18 protein-coding genes and 1 pseudogene are annotated in these 21,040 nt (G+C 37.0%); 6 read left to right on the top strand and 13 right to left on the bottom strand.

The features are described 5' to 3' along the window. Positions 1-25: 25 nt before the first annotated feature. Positions 26-826 (bottom strand): DUF4145 domain-containing protein, encoded by an 801-nt coding sequence (locus EBO34_RS02250; protein WP_183163676.1) that lies wholly within the window; start codon positions 824-826, stop codon positions 26-28. A gap of 177 nt (positions 827-1,003) precedes the next feature. Between EBO34_RS02250 and EBO34_RS02245 the strand changes: the two genes are divergently transcribed. After that, positions 1,004-1,735 carry a M48 family metallopeptidase gene (locus tag EBO34_RS02245; RefSeq protein WP_122896331.1) on the top strand — a complete coding sequence of 244 codons (732 nt, stop codon included), beginning with the start codon at positions 1,004-1,006 and terminating at the stop codon, positions 1,733-1,735. A 36-nt stretch (positions 1,736-1,771) separates the two neighbouring features. Here EBO34_RS02245 and EBO34_RS21025 read toward each other — a convergent pair whose 3' ends face one another. From EBO34_RS21025 to EBO34_RS02230, 4 genes are read right to left on the bottom strand one after another with little or no spacing between them, the layout of a single operon-like run. Then, entirely contained in the window at positions 1,772-1,906 is a 135-nt protein-coding gene (locus EBO34_RS21025; RefSeq protein ID WP_283234574.1) for a hypothetical protein, read from the bottom strand. A gap of 20 nt (positions 1,907-1,926) precedes the next feature. Then, entirely contained in the window at positions 1,927-4,860 is a 2,934-nt protein-coding gene (locus EBO34_RS02240; protein ID WP_122896330.1) for a type I restriction endonuclease subunit R, read from the bottom strand. Then, entirely contained in the window at positions 4,857-6,149 is a 1,293-nt protein-coding gene (locus EBO34_RS02235; RefSeq protein ID WP_122896329.1) for a restriction endonuclease subunit S, read from the bottom strand. Before EBO34_RS02235 ends, EBO34_RS02240 begins: the two co-directional genes overlap by 4 nt. Then, positions 6,142-7,623 (bottom strand): type I restriction-modification system subunit M, encoded by a 1,482-nt coding sequence (locus tag EBO34_RS02230; protein ID WP_122896328.1) that lies wholly within the window; start codon positions 7,621-7,623, stop codon positions 6,142-6,144. Before EBO34_RS02230 ends, EBO34_RS02235 begins: the two co-directional genes overlap by 8 nt. Positions 7,624-7,804: 181 nt before the next feature. Between EBO34_RS02230 and EBO34_RS02225 the strand changes: the two genes are divergently transcribed. Continuing rightward, a complete protein-coding gene (locus EBO34_RS02225; RefSeq protein WP_122896327.1) occupies positions 7,805-8,086 on the top strand; it encodes a hypothetical protein in 282 nt (93 codons plus the stop codon). A 287-nt stretch (positions 8,087-8,373) separates the two neighbouring features. Here the strand turns inward: EBO34_RS02225 and EBO34_RS02215 are convergent, their stop codons facing one another. The 3 genes from EBO34_RS02215 to EBO34_RS02205 all read right to left on the bottom strand — a co-directional run bounded on the left by EBO34_RS02215 (position 8,374) and on the right by EBO34_RS02205 (position 12,818). Then, positions 8,374-9,084 (bottom strand): hypothetical protein, encoded by a 711-nt coding sequence (locus EBO34_RS02215; protein WP_122896325.1) that lies wholly within the window; start codon positions 9,082-9,084, stop codon positions 8,374-8,376. Positions 9,085-9,888: 804 nt separating this feature from the next. Next, complete coding sequence (locus tag EBO34_RS02210) at positions 9,889-11,409, bottom strand: recombinase family protein (RefSeq protein ID WP_183163675.1); 1,521 nt, start codon at positions 11,407-11,409, stop codon at positions 9,889-9,891. Between the two features lie 2 nt (positions 11,410-11,411). Then, positions 11,412-12,818, bottom strand: a complete 1,407-nt coding sequence (locus tag EBO34_RS02205) for a recombinase family protein (RefSeq protein ID WP_183163674.1) — start codon at positions 12,816-12,818, stop codon at positions 11,412-11,414. A gap of 313 nt (positions 12,819-13,131) precedes the next feature. Between EBO34_RS02205 and EBO34_RS02200 the strand changes: the two genes are divergently transcribed. From EBO34_RS02200 to EBO34_RS02185, 4 genes are all read left to right on the top strand, one after another. Next, entirely contained in the window at positions 13,132-13,452 is a 321-nt protein-coding gene (locus EBO34_RS02200) for a helix-turn-helix domain-containing protein (RefSeq protein WP_122896322.1), read from the top strand. A 155-nt stretch (positions 13,453-13,607) separates the two neighbouring features. Next, positions 13,608-14,528, top strand: coding sequence for a hypothetical protein (locus tag EBO34_RS02195; protein ID WP_122896321.1), 921 nt, complete (start codon positions 13,608-13,610; stop codon positions 14,526-14,528). A gap of 11 nt (positions 14,529-14,539) precedes the next feature. Beyond that, positions 14,540-14,998 (top strand): hypothetical protein, encoded by a 459-nt coding sequence (locus EBO34_RS02190; protein WP_122896320.1) that lies wholly within the window; start codon positions 14,540-14,542, stop codon positions 14,996-14,998. Then, entirely contained in the window at positions 14,999-17,032 is a 2,034-nt protein-coding gene (locus EBO34_RS02185; RefSeq protein ID WP_122896319.1) for a hypothetical protein, read from the top strand. It begins immediately after the preceding gene. A gap of 30 nt (positions 17,033-17,062) precedes the next feature. Here the strand turns inward: EBO34_RS02185 and EBO34_RS02180 are convergent, their stop codons facing one another. The 5 genes and pseudogenes from EBO34_RS02180 to EBO34_RS02165 all read right to left on the bottom strand — a co-directional run bounded on the left by EBO34_RS02180 (position 17,063) and on the right by EBO34_RS02165 (position 21,021). Further along, complete coding sequence (locus EBO34_RS02180) at positions 17,063-18,511, bottom strand: recombinase family protein (RefSeq protein WP_249414050.1); 1,449 nt, start codon at positions 18,509-18,511, stop codon at positions 17,063-17,065. Beyond that, the gene (locus EBO34_RS20890) at positions 18,468-18,668 is read right to left on the bottom strand and encodes a hypothetical protein (protein ID WP_249413977.1); all 201 of its coding nucleotides are present in this window, start codon (positions 18,666-18,668) and stop codon (positions 18,468-18,470) included. The genes EBO34_RS02180 and EBO34_RS20890 overlap by 44 nt, the downstream gene beginning before the upstream one ends. Before the next feature lie 61 nt (positions 18,669-18,729). After that, positions 18,730-19,080 (bottom strand): annotated as a pseudogene (locus tag EBO34_RS02175) (sigma-70 family RNA polymerase sigma factor); the annotation flags it as partial. Between the two features lie 276 nt (positions 19,081-19,356). After that, positions 19,357-20,526: a cation:proton antiporter gene (locus tag EBO34_RS02170; RefSeq protein WP_249413976.1), complete on the bottom strand. Its 1,170-nt coding sequence runs from the start codon at positions 20,524-20,526 to the stop codon at positions 19,357-19,359. After that, complete coding sequence (locus EBO34_RS02165) at positions 20,527-21,021, bottom strand: cation:proton antiporter regulatory subunit (RefSeq protein ID WP_122896316.1); 495 nt, start codon at positions 21,019-21,021, stop codon at positions 20,527-20,529. Positions 21,022-21,040: the final 19 nt, after the last annotated feature.

The following is a 21,040-nucleotide window of genomic DNA, read 5'->3' as shown; positions in this document are numbered from 1 at the left end:
ATCCCTCCCTCTATTACGCTAAAAACTAATCAAGATAATCTTTATTTCTCAAGTACCAAGCAGGTATTCCTTTCGACGCTCGACCACCATTTTCTAAATACCGAAAATAAATACCACGCTCTTCTAAACTAAAAAAATGATCTTCTAATTCCCACCCTCCAATTACCCAGACGGTGCCACCTTTTTCTCGATTATCAATCACTTCGTAACCTGATTTCTCTAAGTGAGTAATAAGCTTAAATTCTTCTCTTATTAACGGTTCAGTAGCGGAAGCCGTTTCAGTTTTTATTAAATGTAAGGCTTCCTCAATTAGTTTTAATTTGTCTTCAAAAGACTTTTTAATTGTACTTTCAACTGACTGACTTATAATGCTATTTAGCTCTTTTGTATTTATAGGTGATCCACCAATAGCAGGCTGTGGTATTCTGTATTTTGGCGGATTAAAGTCTAAATCATATACTTCCTTAAACCATACCGACAAATCAAAAATTAGTCTGTGGGCATTTAAAGCATCCTCAAAGGTTCCACATCCAGCGTTATGTGCAGCCTTATTCCCCCGCTTTCTAATCCATTCAAACCTTTCTAAGATATCTTTAGTGAAGATTCCTGCACCATCTAATTTTTGAATGCGTTGGTAATGCTTAAGGTCATATACTTCTGGAATACCTTCCTTAGCCATAGTAATCTTAGCTAGCACCTCAGTGTATACTCGTGCCTTAATAAGAATTGATTCAGGTTCAAAAAATAACCTTGTATCTATGTAATTTCCTAATTCACTTAATTCTTTATGCTCATCTTTCATAAATGAAAAGAGATTTTCACTCATGACAATCCTCCTAATACTAACCTCTCTCATAATGGTAATACAAACCAATGTAAATATCAGTCATATTTTGTCGAACACAATGGGTTTTCTACAAAATTCTTCAATGCATAGTTTTATTGAACAAATTCACAGAACTCTGTAAAATGAACACATCATCTTTAGAATAGAGGGACCAGGATGCCATCGTTTACATACGGAACAACTACATTTGATTATAACCTTGAACCCAAAACAAAAAGCAATGAAGTTAATATATCTGTTGAATGGTTAGATGGAATTAAAGTAACCGCTCCACCTGAAATGAATCAAGAACAGCTAAACGAACTCCTTTATAAAAAAGCTCCATGGATATTAGAGAAATGGAAGGCTTTCAAAGATATAGAGAGGAAACCAGCCCCAAAGGAGTTTGTAAGTGGGGAAAAGTTATCTTACCTAGGAAGGAATTATAGTTTAAAGGTAATTGCAGGAGAAACAGAACACGTTAAACTTAAGTTTCGTAATGGACGTTTTATTTCTATCATTCCTACCAACATATCTAAAGAGGAAAAAAAGTGTGATCTCTACAACGCTTTTAAAAAATGGTACTTTACACATGGTGATAAGAAGATAAAAGAACGTGCGGAAATATACACTAAAAAAATGGATGTATTTCCTTCAAAGATTCGACTGAAGGAACAGAAAATGCGCTGGGGAACATGTACTCCAAAAGGTGATATCTATCTTAATTGGAGGATTATTATGGCTCCGATGGCAATCGTTGATTACCTATTGGTACACGAATTAGCCCACATTAAACACCCCAACCATTCGAAAGAGTTTTGGCAACTTGTGAGGTCCGTTTTACCTGACTATGAAGAGCGTAAAGAGTGGCTGCGTATCAATGGCCCAACCTTGACTATCGAATACTAAAAGCCCTCAAAATTGCATGAGGGCTTTAGTTATGAGTTACTTATTCTTTTCTTGCTCCTTTTTGTACTGTATCTGATAATTTATAAAATCGTCCACTTTTGTTTCTACAAGGTGTTTGAATAATTCTTCAAAAGTCTGACCATCTTTACTATAATTTCTTTTAACCTTCATCCGTTTACTCCTCAATAAATCTATTTCTTATAGTGAACTGCAGCAAGGTCCATTAGTTGCTGAGTCAGATACTCAAGCTTGTTATTATCTACTCGCTTACGCAGCTTCTTTTTTACTTCTCGTCTCATTTCACGCTTAACGTCATCCTTTTGAGTCCATTCTACAACTGCTTTTGACTGGATAAGACCTGTGACAATAAATGTTAGATCTTTAACCTCTTCCGCTTCCTCACCAGCCAACTGTTCCTCAAGCATTTGATAAAAAGGATACTGCTCTCTCGTAAAGCCATGCTCTTCGCCTTGTTTTGTAACATTGCGCATGCCGTCGATCTTTTCTCGCAGAGCTTCGTAATACTCAAGAATGTCCATCTGCTTGTTTTTGCGGGCATTGATGAGTTCCTCTAAACGCTCTTTAAGGGAAGCATAGTAAACTGGGTTTTCATCCATCTTCACCTTAATTTCATGTCGAATCGCGTGCTCCATTTGGGAAGCTTTGGCTTCAATGGTCTTCGCTTCATTGATCTGTTGCTCAAATTTGCTTGAAAGTATATCAATCGGTTCGTGTATGACCTCGACAGAAGAAGCCTGAAGATGATCTGCGATAAGCTGCCTCACTTTTTCACCACAGTCGGAAATGTCGAGACCTTCTTCACGGAAGCGTGATTTTGCCATTTGCCGAATCTTTCCCAGAAACTTCAGATCATCTACATATGGATTGGCTTTGTGGTTCGGCATCACCATATCCATGCTTTCTGCGAAGCGTTTAAATGCCGTTTCAAACTCGTGTCGAACGTCTTCTGGTTCCAGAACCTGAATACAAGCGTCGGAGTTACTTTTATTCACATAATCAAAGTACCGCATCGCTGCACGGTGACGCGTTTCAAGCCTTGGTAGTTCGCTGTCTATGGGGCGTAGAGCCCCTTGAACATCTGACTTCGTAAAGATATCAAGTGCCTGTTCAAGAAAGCTTGAGACGCCGTAGTAATCAACAATCAGACCATAGTCCTTTTTATTGTAGGTACGATTCGTTCTCGCGATTGCTTGAAGGAGCGTATGTTCTTTCAATGGTTTATCCAAGTACATGACTTGTTCAATAGGGGCATCAAACCCTGTAAGTAGCTTATCACACACAATAATAAATGCCAGTTTATCCTCAGTTAATGGCTTTTTGAAACGTTCAATGTATTTCTTTTCATCCTCAGGTTTTAGGTGAAAGTTTTTCATTTTCTCTTCATCATTGTGACCGCCTGAAATCACAACAACGGATTCATAATCACTTAGTTCATCCAACTTTTCTTTATACATCACCGCAGCTTCACGGGAAATAGCCACTACCTGAGCTTTAAATCCGTTTGGAGCAATGTGTGTTTCATAATGATTAATCATATCTAAAGCAATCCGTTCCACACGTTTAGGAGAAGCGATAATGGCCTGTTCGTTTGCATACTTCTTTTTAATCTCTTCACGCGTTTCTTGATCATACTCTCGAAATTTCCTATCAAAAAGTTCATCCAAGGTCTCACCCTGGACATGAAGTTCTGTTAAGCGTGCTTCGTAAAAGATCGGTACGGTCGCCCCGTCATCCACAGCCTGGTCGATTGTGTATTTGTCAATGTAAGTGCCGAATGTGGCTGTGGTACTCTTATCTTCTTTATCAATCGGGGTACCCGTAAATCCTAGATAGCAGGCATTTGGGAGGGCTGTGCGCATGTTCATAGCTAGTCCCTTATATTGACTTCGGTGTGATTCATCAACCATTACAAACACATTTTTTGATGTTGACAATTCAGGGTAAGATACTGCTTCTTTATCTTCCTGAAATTTCTGAACAAGGGTTGTGATTGTTGCCCCAGGTCCTTGAGAGAGAAGCTCCTTTAGCTGGGGGACACTTTTTGCCTGCTGGGGATTAGGAAAACCACAGCGTCTAAATGTGGCTGATAGTTGATTATCTAAATCTTTACGGTCGGTCACGAGCACAATGGTAGGGTTTTCTAGTTGCTTCAGCCTTCTCAGTTTTACTGCAAGGTAAAGCATGGTGAGCGATTTCCCACTTCCTTGAGTGTGCCAGACAACTCCGCCACGATCCTCAGGAGTTTTGGCGTGGACAATTCGATCAACGGTTTTTCTTACAGCACGGAATTGTTGGTAACGGGCAAGTTTTTTGATGGTTCTCCCGCCTTCTGGCTCGTACACAATAAAGTTTTGGATCAAATCGAGTAGATTCTCTTTTGATAACATCCCCGCTGTCAAAACGTCCTGGGCGGTCGGATCATTACCAATCTCAGCCACAGTAAGGGGATAGGGGTCTTTCCATAACCCATAGTGTTTAGCCTGAGCCCCAATCGTACCAGCTCTTGCACGATCATTGCTGGTCACAACCATAAACTGGTTGTAATGAAACAGACGCTCTTGTTCAATTTGGTAACGGGTCAACTGCTTCACACCTTGGCCAATCTGTTCGTTTGCATTGAGCAAAGGACTTTTACATTCAATTACAACAAGAGGAATCCCGTTCACAAAAAGAATCAGGTCGGGACGAATGGTCCCTTTGGCATCTTTTATACTAAACTGATCCACAACCAAGAATTCGTTGTTAGAAGGGTTATCAAAGTCGATGAGCTTCACGGTTTGATTCTTTTTTCCTTTTCCGAGGTCTTGTTGGACTGACATGTAATTGATTAGTAAGGTGTGAAACGATTGGTTTGCTTCCATCAGGCTTGTGGCCTCGATATGAAGAACCGAGCGCATCACTTTATGTACATTGTCATCACTGAGCCATGGGTTCAAACGAGTGATCGCATCTCTGAGACGATCACGAAGAACCACATCACTGGTGGTCTCTCGTTCACTGTCCAAAGAAGGGCCATCAGAAACCTGATAGCCCATTTCTTGGATTTGTTGTATCAGACGGTTTTCGACCAGCTCTTTTTCGTTCCAATCGGATATGGGAGTCACGACGGCACCTCCCCGTCGACTTTTACACGGACCTTTCCTGTTAGGAGAACCTGCATAAGACCTCGCTTTATCACTCTCAGTTTATAGAGCTGCTTCTTTTCTAATTCCACCTTACTATCCAAAGAAGATAGCTTATTATTGATTTTATCTTGTTCTTCTCTAGGGGGTACAGGAACCCTTAAAGCATTAATTGTTGTTAAGGTTAGCCTTTTGATTGCGTTTCCAGTAAGCTGTTTTAGAATTAACTGTCTCAAGATACTCGAGTTTAAGTATTGGCATAAAAACAGGTTGCTCATCTGTTCATTGCATCTAATTAAACAAACACTTGATAATAAACTAACCTCTTCCTTAATCGTATTTACAACTGTGTTTCCAGTATTCACTCCATCTTTTACAAGGAGAACGTCACCCTCTTTAACGTCACAACGTTTATAGATTTTTTTATGATCCTCTAAAGATATATATTTGACATCCGTCAAATCAAACCTAAAAGGCCTTATATTCTTAGAAGTTATATAAAGAGAACCTTTTTCTTTAGTTTTGGGTGAAAAATGAGTCCCATCTTGAATTTTATGTGATAGGTCTTTAAGTTGTTTAATCTCCCATTTTTCAGGAATTTCTCCTATTTCTGTTTTCTTAAATTTTGTATGCCCAATCCCCTTAGTAAGAAGCTGTTGCATGAGCCCCTTTTTTACCTTTTCCGTTTGCTCGATGATCGCTTCGGTTTTTTCTATGGCTTCATCAACGGAGGTGAGTATGGCTGCGATTTTTTGTTGTTCTTTTAGGGGAGGATATGCATTAATAAAACTCATTACATCGGATTGATTTACACTAGCTTGATTGACGGCTTGCTTTGCATTAGATTCATAGTATTTTTTTACAGTGCTTGAGCTCATAATTTTAAATAGGTAATCTGGATTCACCAATTCGTTCGGTCTTAGTAATAGTAGGTTCATACCATGGTACAAATTTCTTTCACCATTAAACTTAGCAACTTTACCAATATGTTTTACGCTATTTATGTTACTAAAAAGTATATCCCCTATTCTTAATTTATAATTCGACAAGTCTTTTTCTGAATCAATGTAACCTACTTTTTTAAAGTTGATACTGCCATTGGCTATTGTCTCTATTCTGGTAACTGGTAAGCCTCTATTGTTTTGATTTTGCCTTTCTGAAGTACCGTTTCTAATTGTTTCTAGCAGTTCATCTAAAGAATATACATTCCAATCTTCAGGGAAGCTACCAATAAAAGCTTTAGCTTTTTTTATCTTTGCAGATTCATTCACGATAGCCCAACTCCTTCAAATACCAGTACATCTTATTTTCAACTTCATTTCGCTCTTCTTCCAACTTCCTAAGGTCCGCTAGCGCTTCTTGTACATCGATCTTCTTCTCTTCTTCCGTTGTATCGATGTAACGGGCGATATTGAGGTTATGGTCGTTGTCTTGGATTTCGTCCAAACTCACAGCTCGTGAATAGTTCTCGGCATCTTCACGTTTTTCGTAAGCTGATACGACCTTATCCAGATCTTCGTCTCTTAGGGTGTTTTGGTTCTTCCCTGCCTGAAAGTAGTCCGCTGCGTGGATAAAGAAGACTTTTTCCTTGTTCGAGTCTTCCTTATCACGGTTTAGAATCAGGATACACGCAGGTATCCCCGTACCGTAGAACAAGTTGGATGGGAGGCCGATCACCGCTTCGACTAAATCGTTATCAAGAAGCCCTTGACGGATCTTGCCTTCAGCTCCCCCACGGAAGAGAACCCCATGAGGCATCACCACACCAGCTTTACCTTTGTGATTGAGTGTAGCGACCATGTGCTGAACAAAGGCCAAATCTCCTTTATCTTTCGGAGGAACGCCAAAACGAAAACGGCCAAACTCGTCGCCCTCTGCTTCCTCTCGTCCCCAATTACTAAGGCTGAATGGTGGGTTGGCAATGACACGATCGTAAAGAATAAGTTCCCCGTCTTCAAGTAACTTAGGATCGCGTATTGTGTCTCCTTTTTCCAAACGATGATCACTCATGCCATGGAGGAGGAGGTTCATTTTACAAATAGCCCACGTGTTTAAATTTCTCTCCTGCCCATGAAGGGTTAGGTTTCTCGGGTTCCCGTTTTGAGACTTAATGTAATCAACCGATTGAATGAGCATACCGCCTGATCCAACAGTTGGATCACAAACGCGCATACCTTCTTCAGGTTTAAGCAATTTAACCAATAGTTCTACGACTTTACTCGGAGTGTAAAACTCCCCACCTTTTTTACCTGCATCATCAGCAAACTGTTTAATCAAGTACTCATATGCTCGTCCAAGCATATCAGGTTCAGAAAGGTTTTCGTTTCTCAGATCGATTGCGGAGAAATGCAACACCAGCTTTAATAAAAGGCGATCAGGCAGCTTTCCTTTATCGTTAAAGTCTATATTCGCCAAAACCCCTTGAAGAGAAGGGTTTTCTTCTTCTAATGCTTCAAAGGCTTTATTGATATAATCACCAATGTCCTGCGTTGCAGCCTGAATGTTCTTCCAACGTGCACGCTCTGGAACAAAGAATTGGTGTTCGTCACGGTCATACCAGCCGTAATCATCGTTCTCTTCCTCTTCAATCGTTTCTGCCGTTTCAACAAAAACGTCGTTTAATCGTTTTAAGAAAAGTAGTCCAAATATGTAATTCTTATAATCTGAAGAATCAATGCTTCCCCGTAAAATATTCGCCGATTCCCATAAATGAGCTTCTAATTGCTGTAATGATAACTTTTTCATTTATTAATATTCCTCCTATATAACTTTCAACCTAGTTATTATCATAACAAAGCTCTCATAGTGTTACTAGATATTACAAGATTTCCCTACAAAAATAAGAAGACTATGTATATAATAAATTCAAGTGTTAAACCAAATAAAGGAAGTAGTTGTCTGTTACTTTTCAAGAGGAGGAAATAAAGTGAGTAGAGTTAATGAAGAACCAGACTTTGAAGATCTTGTGTATGAGTTAGAGAGACAGAATTACATAAGAAAACTTCCTAACCAAGAAAGAGAAGTTTATGAATATGTAGTTAGTATTGATGTTAAAACTGCAAAGGAATCCTCTGATTTAGCTGAATACTTGAGAAAAAGTGAAGAGAAAACACCTATTGAAAAGGCTGCAGAACACTTTAATCTAAATCCATTTCAAGTCAGAGACATAGTTAGGAACGTTCAAGATAAATTATTTGGCATTAGATAAAATAAAACGCCAGCTAACCGCTGGCGTTATTATTTTATATTTGTTTCACTTTGAATCCAATTGTATCCACTCTAAAGTTTCTAACTGACAAGAGATTGTTTTGAGGTGTGTCACTAATTCTTCCTTTAGTATAACTTTGCTGTTATTTTCCAGAGTTGTACACAATCTTTCAACATTATAATTTAGACACTCTATCTCTTTTTTTATCTGATTCAACTGAGAAAGTATACTCACTTCAAATGTTGAGCTCAAGCAATTTCCCTCCCTGATACTTCCAACATACGAAATTACTCTTCAAATAACTTCACACGTTGATTATCCAAAATTGATTTCTCAATTGCAACCACCAACTGTTTAATACTTGTAATATTCTGAGGTAATATTTCGTGTTCAACATTATTAATTATCATTTTAAAACTTTCTTTATCGAGAAATTTTTGGGCTAACTTTTTCTCACCAAGTAGCTGCTCATACCAATTTTCATAATCATACTCATCATTGCCTAGTTTTTTTTTGCATTCTCCAATGAAATCTTTTTTGGGGTACTTAGTAACAAGGTTGTTTCGTGATTTATTTTTCTTTTCTTCCGCCTTGTTCGATGTTATTTGTAATTCTAAAGTCTTATTTAACGAGCTAGTGATTGCTTCTGAGATCATTTGAGGTTGTTCTTGCAAAGCTTTTTTTAATTCAATAAAAACACTGATTAATTCCCGATCCGAACTTTGCTTAACACCATTTGAATTATTGCCCTGCAAGTTAACATCCTTTGATTTTTCGTACACCTCGAATATGGTCCTTAGTCCTGGCCGAAGATTATCAACATAATCATATAAATCATCTTCAAAAATACGGTACCCGTCTTTACGATTTTCTGTTCTAAAACCATAAATCTCCTCATCGCGTATCATTCTAGTGAGCTTTTCAGGTGTAACATAGATATAATACTTCGCTAAGATTTCTGTTGCTTCACGAACTGTATATCTTTTTATAACAATCACCTCCACCTTTACTTATATGGTGGAATACAAGTGACTATGCTAGTGCTGGTTCACCGCAGTGTTGATCGCCTGCATATTACCGATTTTCTCCTAACTTATTATGTTCATTGATTTTGTTGCTGCAACATTTTGGACTAGCTACTTTTAATGTTCAACTTTTAACATTAAAAGGGTAATGTTAAAAAGTGAATGTTAAAAGTGAACTTTAAAAGAACTTAGCCCTATTGCATATTGGTTGTCCAAAAGCAATAAGACAGACTATTCACATAGTTCATAAGGCTCGTAATAGCGGAGGGACAATTGATGTGTCTAATATGCAACAGGGTACATTTGGGATCCCTACTGTTACCCTATTGCATACTCTAAAAAGGACAAACTACCATTTCTTATTTACACGGTGATTTATAGCGGTTCCTTAGACAACTTGTCCGCTTTTACGTGTGGATCTACTGTGTATAAAGATGAAGGTAAATTAATGCCATTAATGATGGAACAAAAAAATGGTTGTACAATTAAGCTTCTAATGAGACCTTTTCGGAAAGAGACTAAAACATTTTTTACCGCGCGCAAATGCACAAATTGTTTTTAAAAAATGCATTCCTTGTGTGTTTGCCGCGTAATCATTTGCTGCACACAAACACAATGAAGCAAGAATGAGGGCTTAGCAACACAAACAATTGATTAATTTAATTTTACCTTGGTTCAAGATAAGAGTGGAAAAAACTTATATAGAGAATTTGGTTAGAATGCTTGTCCATAGAAAACGCAAAAAACGTGGCTGGGTATCAACCACGCGATAAGAATTTATTCCAGGTTCACAAACGTAATTTCAAGATCCCTTTCTCTGCTGACCTTACAACTCAAAACATAATGTCTGATTAATTCGTTTTTATCCCTGGGACTAAAATCATTGAAATTCAAAGAAATATTCACTGGAGAAGCTTCAAGAAATTCCGACACCTTACTTTTTTTTATTTCCAAAAGGTCCTTTTGGTCATTTATTTCACTAATTCTTTTTTCCCGATCCTTAATAAGAAGATCTAATGCATAAACAAATGCTTCATCGCTATCGCCACTGTTACGTAACAACGCTTTTTTCCTATCGATAAAGTTATTTTGTTCATTTTTTAGATCTAATTTCATTACGTCACAATCTTTTATGCTCTCCTCCAATATTAATAGCTCTTTCTCTGCAAGTTTTTTACGTTTCCCATTCATCAGTTGTAACAAGGAATCCGTAACCCTGTAATTCCACTCCTGTTCAAATTTCTTATGAAGAAGATCACAAGGTACTCTGTAGTCACAATCATCACAAATGTAGGCCTGGTATACCTTCTTTTGATTGGTGTAATTCCTCCATCTCATCATCTTGCCACATGTGCAATACAATATCTTCTTCAGGAAAAATGGTGTATCAAGTTTTGTTGTACCCCCAGCAGCTTGATTTTCCTTTTTCTTTCCGTATATCTTTGTTTTTTCTGAATAAATTTTCCAGCAATTCTCCCATTGCTGCTTCGAGATGATCGGAGAAGTGATACATTTAGCTTCGTGTTCAACCCATTCTGAACGATCTCTAATTCTATATCCAGAATTCCCTTCTCTTCGATACAAAGTCAATACTCCTGCATAGATAGGGTTTGTAATAATTCCTTTAACCTTCTCTTTATACCAAGAGGGTTTAGCAAGCTTTTCTTCATCGTTTAGAACATTCGCAATTTCTTTAAAGCCTAGACCTTTCTCATACATCGAAAAGATTTCTTTAACTTTTTCGCGCCTTATTGGATCTGGTTTCAGGGTGTTCGAAGCCCGATGGTATACATAGCCGAAAGGAGTCCGTCCTCCTTTCCACTTCCCTTGGAATACTAATGTGTTTATGTTGTCACTCGTTCTTTGAGCTGTTTGATCTGCTTCATATTTGGAAATACCGTCAAACAATAGTCGGGTTAAGAAGTCTTCTTTTCCATATTCAGTTCTTGTAGTAGCGATTATGACAGGTATACCCTTCTCAGTTAAGGCCTCCCTGAGCTTTAAGTGGTCAATAGGGTTCCTGGCAATTCGATCATAGCTTGAAATCACAACAAAATCGAAAACTCCACGGGAAGAATCCTTGATTAAATGCTGCAACTTAGCCCTGTCCTTGTACTTTGTTTTCCTAGCCGAGACAGCTTCGTCGGAATAATAAGCAATAGGCTTTGAATGTAAAACTTCCTCGAAGAAATTATCAACCAACTGTATTTGCCAGGCTATATCTTGTTTGTCAGTTGAATGTCTTCCGTAAAACACACCTCTTTTACCTGTTAGTTTCTGCAAAAGCTCTTGCTCCAAAATCATTCATCTCCCAGAAAGTGGAATTCATATTGCAACCCTTCTTTGGTCCAATAGATGATCTTTATCCAACTTAAGTAAGCTTCCATGACGGGGTCAAAAGAGTAAGCATCTTCTACATTTAATGTTGGACTCAATTTGTCCCACCCTTCAATTTCGAGCTTTTTCCTGTCTAAATCAGAAAGCGATGATTCTAAATCCCTTAGTTTACTAAATGTTTTCTGTAATTTTTGAGTTATCTTATTCGATGAATGGGCGAGCGACTGTTCTCCTAGCCTTTTTATTTCACTATCCGCATTAGTTATTGATTGTTTCACTTCATCTACTCTTCGTAAGACTTCAGCCTTAAATTTATTTATTACAGCTTCTTGTATGCGCTCTTGGTATATCTTTAATTGCTCAGTGATGTGCTTCTTCAATGCAGAAAAGACTTCTAACTCTAATTCATGTGCATTACAAAAATGTAACTTTTTATGGTTTGAACATCTGTAAAAGACAGAGCGTTCAGGATTGTACATCTTGGTTTCACAATAACCGCATTGAATGAAATATAGAAGATATAAAGTTGGCAATGGCGATTTTTCGAATTGTTTCTTCTCATATAAAGTTAGATTTTGGTTTGCCAACTGCCATGACTCTATTCCAACAGCTGGCTTTTCAAGCTCACTAATGAATTCTTCACCATCTACTACCTGTTTCACTTTACCCATGTGAAATTCAGACCGTATGATCCGCTTCAATGTAGAATCTGCAATGTTTAGTGATTTTGCAACTTGAGAAATGGAATGAATTAAAGAGCCGTCTTCGAAAAGGTTTTCTTCAAAGATTCTAAATGCTTTCTCCACAGTTTTTTGGTTTTGTGGACATGGTACCAATACACCTTCCTTAACCTTAAAGCCAAAGGGTGCTGTTCCTCCTGCCCAATACAGCACGTTTTTTTCTTGACCAGTTCTTAACTTTGCTTTGCGAGAATCAAGTAACTTTTTGTTAATATTGTCACCTTCGTATTGAGAAACACCACCTAATATTAATTCCAAGAACTCCCCAACATTTCCCTTGAACGCTGGCGGTTCATTACTTGCTGCAAACAAAACTTCCACATTGTATTTATTAATATAGTCATTCATAATCTCCGAGTATTGATGGGCATTTCTTGAAAGGCGGTCACGTTTGTAAGTAATCACTCGTCCGATTTTCCCCAGTTTAATTTCTTGAAGGAGCTCGTAAAGTTGCAACCTTTCCTTAATCTCGGTAGTTCTTCCCGAAACATTGTAATCGCTGTAAACTTTCCAAACTAGAAAGCCCTTTTCTTTAGCTAAGTCACTACAGAATTTCAATTGCGTGTCAGAAGAGAGTTTTTGCTTATCATTACCTAAAGATTGACGAATGTAAATGACGGTTTTTCCCACAGAATCACTCCTGGTGTATGTCATTGATGTCTCGGAAGAAATCTTCTTCGATTTTGATGAAGCATCGGTTCACTACATGATCAAATAGCTCTCGATTCTGTACAAACTTTATCTCTTTAATAGAGACTGAGGAATTTGTCCTCTTTTTTTTATTATTCATGTCTTTCCTCCATATGTATGTTTTTTGTTGGATCAGGTTTTTAATTGCTTAACTTACAGCCAAAACAAATGAGGTTAAGGTATTTAGAAGGTAAAAGGAATGTAAAAAACGAAGTAAACTGAAAGTGACTTATTACAGGAGGCTAGAATAAGGATGGATTTTGGAGATAAGATACGGACTCTAAGAAAAGACAACGGATACGGTCTTAATGAATTCGCAAAAGAAATAGGGGTTTCAGCTGGGTACCTTACAGGAAAAACCAGTACCATCAACATAGATACATTAAAAGTTCTAGATGAAAAGTTAGGGTTATTCCAACACGACGCTCTGTTCGATCCATCTTCACCATTTGACCTAAAGTTAGGGAGGCTGGTAGGGGAAGTAAAGCAATTACACCAAGACCAACCAAACGCAGCTGAATACGTAATTAATAACCTCCAAATAGCTATTCAGTTTGTTCGATCACAAACATAATATCACCGATTCGCCGAATAATATTCACCTATGTAAACACTCGTTTATAATTATAAATATACATAATATTGTGTCATATTATGGTTTTAAATGAAAAATATTGTTATTATGTTTGTATAGGCAGTTATTTAAAAGGTTTCTTATGGGGGATTAAAATGTTTTCTACTACTTACGGTGACTTCGATGGGGATTCTTGGGAAAGTTTTTGTAAAAAAGGATTAAATATGAAACATGATGATTATCAACATGTTCCTGCCACTGAGGGAGACATGGGTATAGAAGGATATACAAGAGATGGTACTGTTTTTCAGTGTTATTGCCCCGATGACAACACTACTACCGATGACCTTTATACTAAACAAAGAAATAAAATTAATAAAGATTTAAATAAATTAGTGAAATACGAAAAGGATATAAAAAAACACCTTAAAGGAATAACTATAAAGAAATGGATCCTTTTAACTCCCGAATATAGAGATAAGAAAATATTAAAATATGCAGCTCAGAAGTGTAAAGAATTTAGAGAATTAAACTTAGATTATTTAGATAAAGAGTTTGATATCTTTGTAAAGGACATAGACTTCTTTAGTGCAGAAATATCAATAATCTTAGAAATCACTAAGTCCAAAATCAACATAAAAGAGACTGAACTAACTGAAGACTTAACTACTAAAAGTTATCCTGATATAGAAGAAATCCAAAATCTCAAATCTAAAGTAGAAAAGACTTTGCACTTCAAAGATCCAAATAAAATAGACAAAGCTCTTACTCAACAAATTGACTTATATATTAAATCTTACTTAACTGGTGTTTCAATAATTTCAGAATTTGAGAGAATCTCTCCACATTTATATGAAAAATTTATTGCCGTAATAGATGATTTTGAATTATATGTTCAAGAGCAGGGGATTTATTCTGAGGACAACAGAAAATATTTCCTCGACATTAAAAGTGAACTAACTGAATTGCTCTTAAGTGAATTTGCTTCTCCAATGGATAGGGTTATGATTCAAAAGTTGTCAAGGTACACTATATCGGATTGGCTCATGCGCTGTCCGTTAGATTTCTATAATTAAGGAGGATTATAATGGTAGAACCTGAAGAGATTCCTTATTCATTTACTAAAAAACCAATTAGTATTTCCCCCAATTATAGACCTATCTTTAAAATAGCACAGTTACTTTTAATCCTTAAGTACTGTTGTAGAAGTAACACGTCATCTCTAACCAGATTACATTTCTTTTCTTGGTTACTTACGAATATAGAGGACTTCCGTAATATTAATGCTGATAATTTAGATAGCTATAATCTATTATTTTGGCGGACTGAGCCCTCATTAAATAGGGCATTAAATTACGCAGTGGGTGAAAGATTAATTATCTTTTCAAATGGGAAATATTCACTTGCGAATAAAGGAGAAGAGTTTTTATTATATTTGAATAAAGATATTGAAATCTTAAAAGATCACAAAGACTTTTTAGATCGGTTTCAAAAAAAAATCTCCGAAAGAAAAGTCGAGGAGTTACTTAAAAAGGGGATGCTGTAGTTGATAATTAAAAGCATGGTGATTGAAGTATTCACTAATGAACATACTTTTTATAAGAGACTGGATTTTGAAAAAGATTTAAATATAATTAGGGGTGAAAATAGTTCAGGAAAATCTAGTATTTTAAATTTAATTCTTTATTCTCTTGGTTGTGAAGAGTTACTCGGTGGTAAAGGTCATAAAACTATGAAACCAGCCCTTAGGCGTGCCATCGAATATAAGGAAACTGAGTTTAAAGTAATAAAATCACATGTCCTTTTAGAAATTGAAAACAATTCAAATAAAACTATTACTATTAAACGGGATATAATAGGCAATAATGATCCCCGACTGATAAAAGTAAGCTTTGGAGGAAAAATAACTAAACAGGATAGTAGAAATTTTGAAGAGCAAGATATGTATATCCATGATCCTGGATCAGCTGCAAATCGATTAGGATTTCACAATTTTCTTGAGAACTTTTTGAACCTTACTCTTCCTTCTGTTCCTTATTATAAAGGTTATGACCGAAAATTATACATACAAACCTTATTTCCTGTATTCTTTATTGAGCAGACTCGCGGGTGGTCAAACTTTCTGAGCACTATACCTAAATATTATGGAATTAAAAATGTAAGTAAGCGTGTAATAGAATTTATTCTAGAATTGGACCTTCTTAAGAATGAAAAAGCAAGTGAGGAAATTCGTTTAAGAAAACAAGTAATTAAAGAGAAATGGAGATTAACATACTCTGATCTAACTAATTTAGCATCTAACTCTAGTGGAAGCTTTGGAAATAGTATACCTAAAAATCCAGATGTTTTATCGAAAAAACATGATGAATTCTCTTTATTTATTAAACAAGATGATAGCGAGTCTATTCCAATTGATCAGGAAATTGAGAAATTAGAAGATCAATTTAACAAATTAGAAATTAAGCAAAATGGTAGTTTATCTGGCAGTGATTTAGATAAGAAAAAAACAAAACTAAGTAAAAGTATTGATGAAGTGAACATTATGAACGTCCAAGTGAGTAAGATAAGAAAAGAAATTAGAGTTGAGAAAGATGTGATGGAGACCTTAAAAGGTCAACTTTTAACTGTTAAGGAGGACCTACAAAATAACAAAGATGTGCTCAAGCTAAAAAAGTTTGGCTCTAAAATGAATTTTTCAATAAACAATAACATATGTCCTACTTGTCATCAGGGGATAAAAGATTCCTTGCTATCTCAAGAGTTAGAACAAACTCCAATGAACGTTGAAGATAATATTAAATTTCTTGAAAACCAAAAAAAAATGATAAACTTATCTATTGTTCAAAGTGAACTTATGATAGAAAAAATGAAAGCACAAGCGTCCTATTTAGAAAAATCCTTATTTGAAAAGCAAAATATAATTAGGTTTTTAAAAAAAGAAATGATCGCTAATGAAGACCTTCCTTCAGAATATCAAATCAAAAGAAAATTAGTTATTCAAAACAAGATTGAAGACCTAACAAAAATTCAAAGTAAATTCAACAATATCATCATAAACCTTTTTTCACTTTCTGATCAATGGAAAGAAATATTACAAGATGAATCAGAACTTCCAACTGATCATTTTTCTAAATCTGATAAAGATAAACTTAATAACCTAAGAAGACATTTCCAGTCATATTTAAGAAAATTTGGTTTCTCTAGTGCTGATATTAGCGACATTCAAATTTCAGAAGATACTTATTTACCCATGATTGAAGGTTTGGATCTAAGGTTTGATTCTGCAGCTAGTGACCATATTAGAGCAATTTGGGCTTACACACTTGCGGTATACAGAACCAGTAAATCGTTTAATGGGAATCACCCGCACCTACTCTTTTTTGACGAGCCTCGCCAACAGGAAGTTTCCAAAGAACACTTCTCTATCTTTTTAGCTGAAATAAAAAAAATAATTAAAGATGGACAGGCTTTAGTCACTTCATCAATTTCATTGGACGATTTGGAAGTAGCAACAAATGAGATAGATTATAAGTTAATTAAGTTAGATAATAAATCTATCCAACCCAAATCAATCGGTTGAATCATCAACCGATTGATTTTTTAGATTCTTTTAGAACAATACTATTTGAATATCAAATTTTTCATTAACCTTAACTTCTTTAACCACACTTCGTATAATTTCCTTTTTTACATTGGTATCAATATCATTGAAACATAGAGATAAATAAAAAGAAGAAGCTTTATAAAATAAGTTTTTATTATAAGTATCTTTATTTTGACATTGAAGTAAATCTAATAATTTTTGTTTCATAGCTAGTAATTCATGCTCTTTGTTTTTCATCTGTTTTAATTTTGATCGAATATCAATAACATCGATTGAATCCTCTTCTGATAGAACATTTATTAATCTTTCCCTCCCCCTTTTGTTTCGATATAATTCAAGGTTGATACGTTCTAGTTCTTTTTTTTCGTATGCGTATACCTTATCATTACCCTCTTCAATAACTTTCTCTATCTCTTTAGGGTTATTTAACCATTCCCTCACTTTATTCCATACCGCCTTGTCTAAGTTTTTACATTTTATCCTATTACCACATCCTCTTTTTTTAGCACCAGCGGTGTTTTTTATATCAGTATACTCGTAAACAATGTCCCCCCAACTCTTCGCTCTCCTACCTGTCATCGTATTCCCACACTCAGCACAACGGACTAAACCACTTAATAGATATTCATTTTTCTTTGTACCACTCCACCTCCGTCTAGATTCTTTTAACAACGCCAGTGCGTGTTCAAACTTCTCTTCATCGATAATAGAAGGGCAAGGGACTTGGATCCATTCTTCTTCAGGTCTCGCTGTCATCTTAACTTTGTCATCTCCTGAGGCATATTTATTAGCTAGCATTCCTTCCGTATTCCATCTGTTTTGATAAAACTCTCCAATATAAGCTCGATTCATTAGTATTTGTCTTACTACTTGTCTATGCCATTGCTTTGCGTTTCTTTTAGTAGGGATTCCCTGATTGGTTAAGTATTTAGCTATTCCATTTATTCCTTTAATATCATTATTAGGTGAGGTAAATAATTCAAATATGGTGCGAATAACATTCGCTTCGTAAGTATTTATTATTAGTTGTTCTTTATCTTTATCATAGTCGTAGCCGTATATTTGATAGTCACGTAATACTTTTCCTTGCCGAGCTTTTTGCATTCGGCCTCTACTCATCCTCTCCGTAATCTTCTTTTTCTCAAATTCAGCAATTGCTCCTCTAAGTTGATAAAACAACATGCCTTCAGGTGTACGTTGATACTCTCCATTAACAAAGACCAACTGTACTTTCTTCTCGATCTCCTCTGAAACAATAAGCTGATTCATGAGCTTCCTTGATAATCGGTCGGGATCTAAGCAAATCACTTTGCTTAGTATCCCTTCCCGCAGGTCTTGTCTGAGTTTGTTTAAGGCTGGTCGGTCCAAGAACTCTCCAGAGAGTCCTCGATCTACATATTCCAACACCTCGTTAGTCTGTGCTTTCTCCCGACATGCTCTCAGCTGCTCCTCCAGGCTGTAGCCGCTCCTTGCCTGCTCCTCTGTCGATACTCGGGCGTAAATTCCGATCATGATGTTCTGGTTGCTCCCTCCTGTAAAGATCTCTCAAATAGTGATAAACATCTGAACGAGCTTTTTTCGAAAGGTCCCCTTCTATGATGCGTATGTTCACGGACTTTCCCTCCCTTGATCTAACCTATGTAGGAAGGGAATTGTCCCATGCGCTCCTTTGACATTAGAGTTTCATTCTCAATACACCGTGCTGCATAGGTGGCCAGCTTTGTTCCTTTGCCGGATGAATAGCTTTCAATGGCTTTGATTAATCCGATGGTACCGATGGAGATGAGATCTTCGGTGTCTTCACGCGTGTTCTCAAACTTTTTAACGATGTGGGCAACGAGCCTGAGGTTGTGCTCAATGAGTTTGTTCCGGGCGTCTGCATCTCCGTCCTCTTTCATGAGCTTTAAGTATCTTCGTTCGTCTTCTTCCTTCAACGGCTGGGGAAACGCATTGTTTTTTACAAAAGAAACAAATACGAACAGTTCTTTTACGAGGTATGTGATGGCCGCTAAAAATCCTGACATCGATAAACCTCCTTTTGGGCATCTTATCTTCATCTATATGCCCAAAAAAGAGCCCGCGTGCGTGTACATGAAAAGTTTTGACTGTTGGAGGGGAAACATAAGTCGAAAGGTTGATAATGTTTTGTTCGTTTTTGACGAAAGGAGGATGCTGCTTCCTGAGCTTAATAACAGACTTTAAATAATTGCAACTCATATAAAATGACTGTAAATAGGTTGGATAAAAGTTTATTTTAAAACCAAAAAAGATGGCGACCAATGAGTCACCATCTTTCTGTATCAACCGGGCAGCCTGACTTTTTGTGGTTTTTTAGACGGATAAAAACGGTTTGCCACCTGTGGTGCAAATTGGAAAAAGACGATCCCGATGATGGCAGTGGCCAGAATAAACACACTGCTGAATACCATTAACTCTGCAGTTGCAAGAGCGGCGATAATGATCGAGAATTCCCCCCTCTGGGTGAGGGATAAGGCTGCACGCAAGGCGACTTTGTTACTGAGCCCGTACATACGTCCGCCAACAATGCCTACAATGAGCTTCGCCACGATTCCCCAGACTACAAGTGTGAGTAGAAGCGGTATCATTGGTACCCCTTCTCCAAACTGAATGGTTGTCCCAAACCATAAAAAGAAAAGAGGCAGTGTAATGTCACGCACAGGCACAATAAGATGCTCCAACTGCTCTGTTTTCCTTACTTCAGCAATCATGATCCCTGCCAAAAATGCACCGAGCACTTCAGACAAATCAAGGTAAAGAGCAAGTCCTCCATAAGCAAGAGCGAGACCCACAACAAACATAATAAATACATCTGTACTCAAGTGGCGTTCAAAGAAGTTTCTGAGTTTCGTAAAGATAAATTGACCAATCAGAATAGCACCGATAGTTAAGGCAATTACTTTAAACATGAGTACTGCAAAGTCTCCGCCTGAAAGGCCCGCTCCAACCGTAAGCCCTACTAAAATGGCTACGAGTACGGGCGCAACCAAGTCTTCAAAGATTAAAAGTCCGAGGATAAATTCCGACTCCGGGTTAGCCATCCGCTTGTTGGATTCAAGAAGCTTCGCCGTAATGGAAGAGCTGGTCGCATAGACGACTCCTCCAATTAACAACGCTTCAATCAATCCAAGTCCGAACAGCCAGCATATCAAAAAGGTTACGCCAATGTTCAGGACAACATCAAGGCTACCAGCAGGCGTTACTTTTTTTGCTACTTTAAGAAGCTGCTTGAGGGGAAACTCCATTCCCAGCATAAAGAATAATAAGACGATTCCTATTTCACCCACAAAATGAAGAAGCTCTGAATCACCTAAAAAAGGACTCATGGCAAGTCCGAGTACAATAAAAACAATGACGCCTGGTATTTTATACTTTGATCCTAGCATGCCTGCAAAAAACATCACTAAGAAAATGATCCCTGCGGCAAACATCGCTGGAAATTGAATATCCAATTAAATCGCTGCCTCCCCTTTGCAAAGTTTTTCAAAGACAGCAATCTCTTCTTGTTTGCCTATCGACATGAGTGTATCTCCAGGACGAAGAACTTCAGTGACGTCGGGGCTTGCAATGACCTCCTCTTCCCTGAAGATACCTACAATAGATACACCTGTCTTTTTACGTATTTCATTTTCTGCAATCGACTTGCCGGCAAAACCTGATTGATCACTCAGCTTAATCCATTCCGTTACAATCTGGCTTTTTAACAGATTGATCTTATCGGAGTCAACGGGCTGGAACACTGCACCCAACAGCTGGGCTCCCAACTCTCTGGTTTCATCTGCTGTTAAATCTATGGAAAAATCAGCTTCATCGTTGTCAGCATCGTCAAAGAAATACAGCTCTCTTTTCCCGGTATGATGAACAATAAGTACAATCATGCTTTTTTCTGCAGTAATAAAGGACATCTTTTTCCCGATGCCTGGTAAATCAGCCATTCTTACATCCATTTTTCTTTCTTCCTTTCTA

The sequence above is a fragment of the Alteribacter keqinensis genome, from assembly GCF_003710255.1.
Lineage (GTDB): Bacteria > Bacillota > Bacilli > Bacillales > Salisediminibacteriaceae > Alteribacter > Alteribacter keqinensis.
This window is presented reverse-complemented; position numbering and strand designations above follow the sequence as displayed.

Excerpts from the sequence above, each read along its gene's own strand:
- EBO34_RS02190 (WP_122896320.1), top strand. The coding sequence starts at position 14,540 with ATGGTAGAACCTGAAGAGATTCCTTATTCATTTACTAAAAAACCAATT.
- EBO34_RS02200 (WP_122896322.1), top strand. The coding sequence starts at position 13,132 with ATGGATTTTGGAGATAAGATACGGACTCTAAGAAAAGACAACGGATAC.
- EBO34_RS02195 (WP_122896321.1), top strand. The coding sequence starts at position 13,608 with ATGTTTTCTACTACTTACGGTGACTTCGATGGGGATTCTTGGGAAAGT.
- EBO34_RS02245 (WP_122896331.1), top strand. The coding sequence starts at position 1,004 with ATGCCATCGTTTACATACGGAACAACTACATTTGATTATAACCTTGAA.
- EBO34_RS02165 (WP_122896316.1), bottom strand. The coding sequence starts at position 21,021 with ATGGATGTAAGAATGGCTGATTTACCAGGCATCGGGAAAAAGATGTCC.
- EBO34_RS02250 (WP_183163676.1), bottom strand. The coding sequence starts at position 826 with ATGAGTGAAAATCTCTTTTCATTTATGAAAGATGAGCATAAAGAATTA.
- EBO34_RS02230 (WP_122896328.1), bottom strand. The coding sequence starts at position 7,623 with ATGAAAAAGTTATCATTACAGCAATTAGAAGCTCATTTATGGGAATCG.
- EBO34_RS21025 (WP_283234574.1), bottom strand. The coding sequence starts at position 1,906 with ATGAAGGTTAAAAGAAATTATAGTAAAGATGGTCAGACTTTTGAAGAA.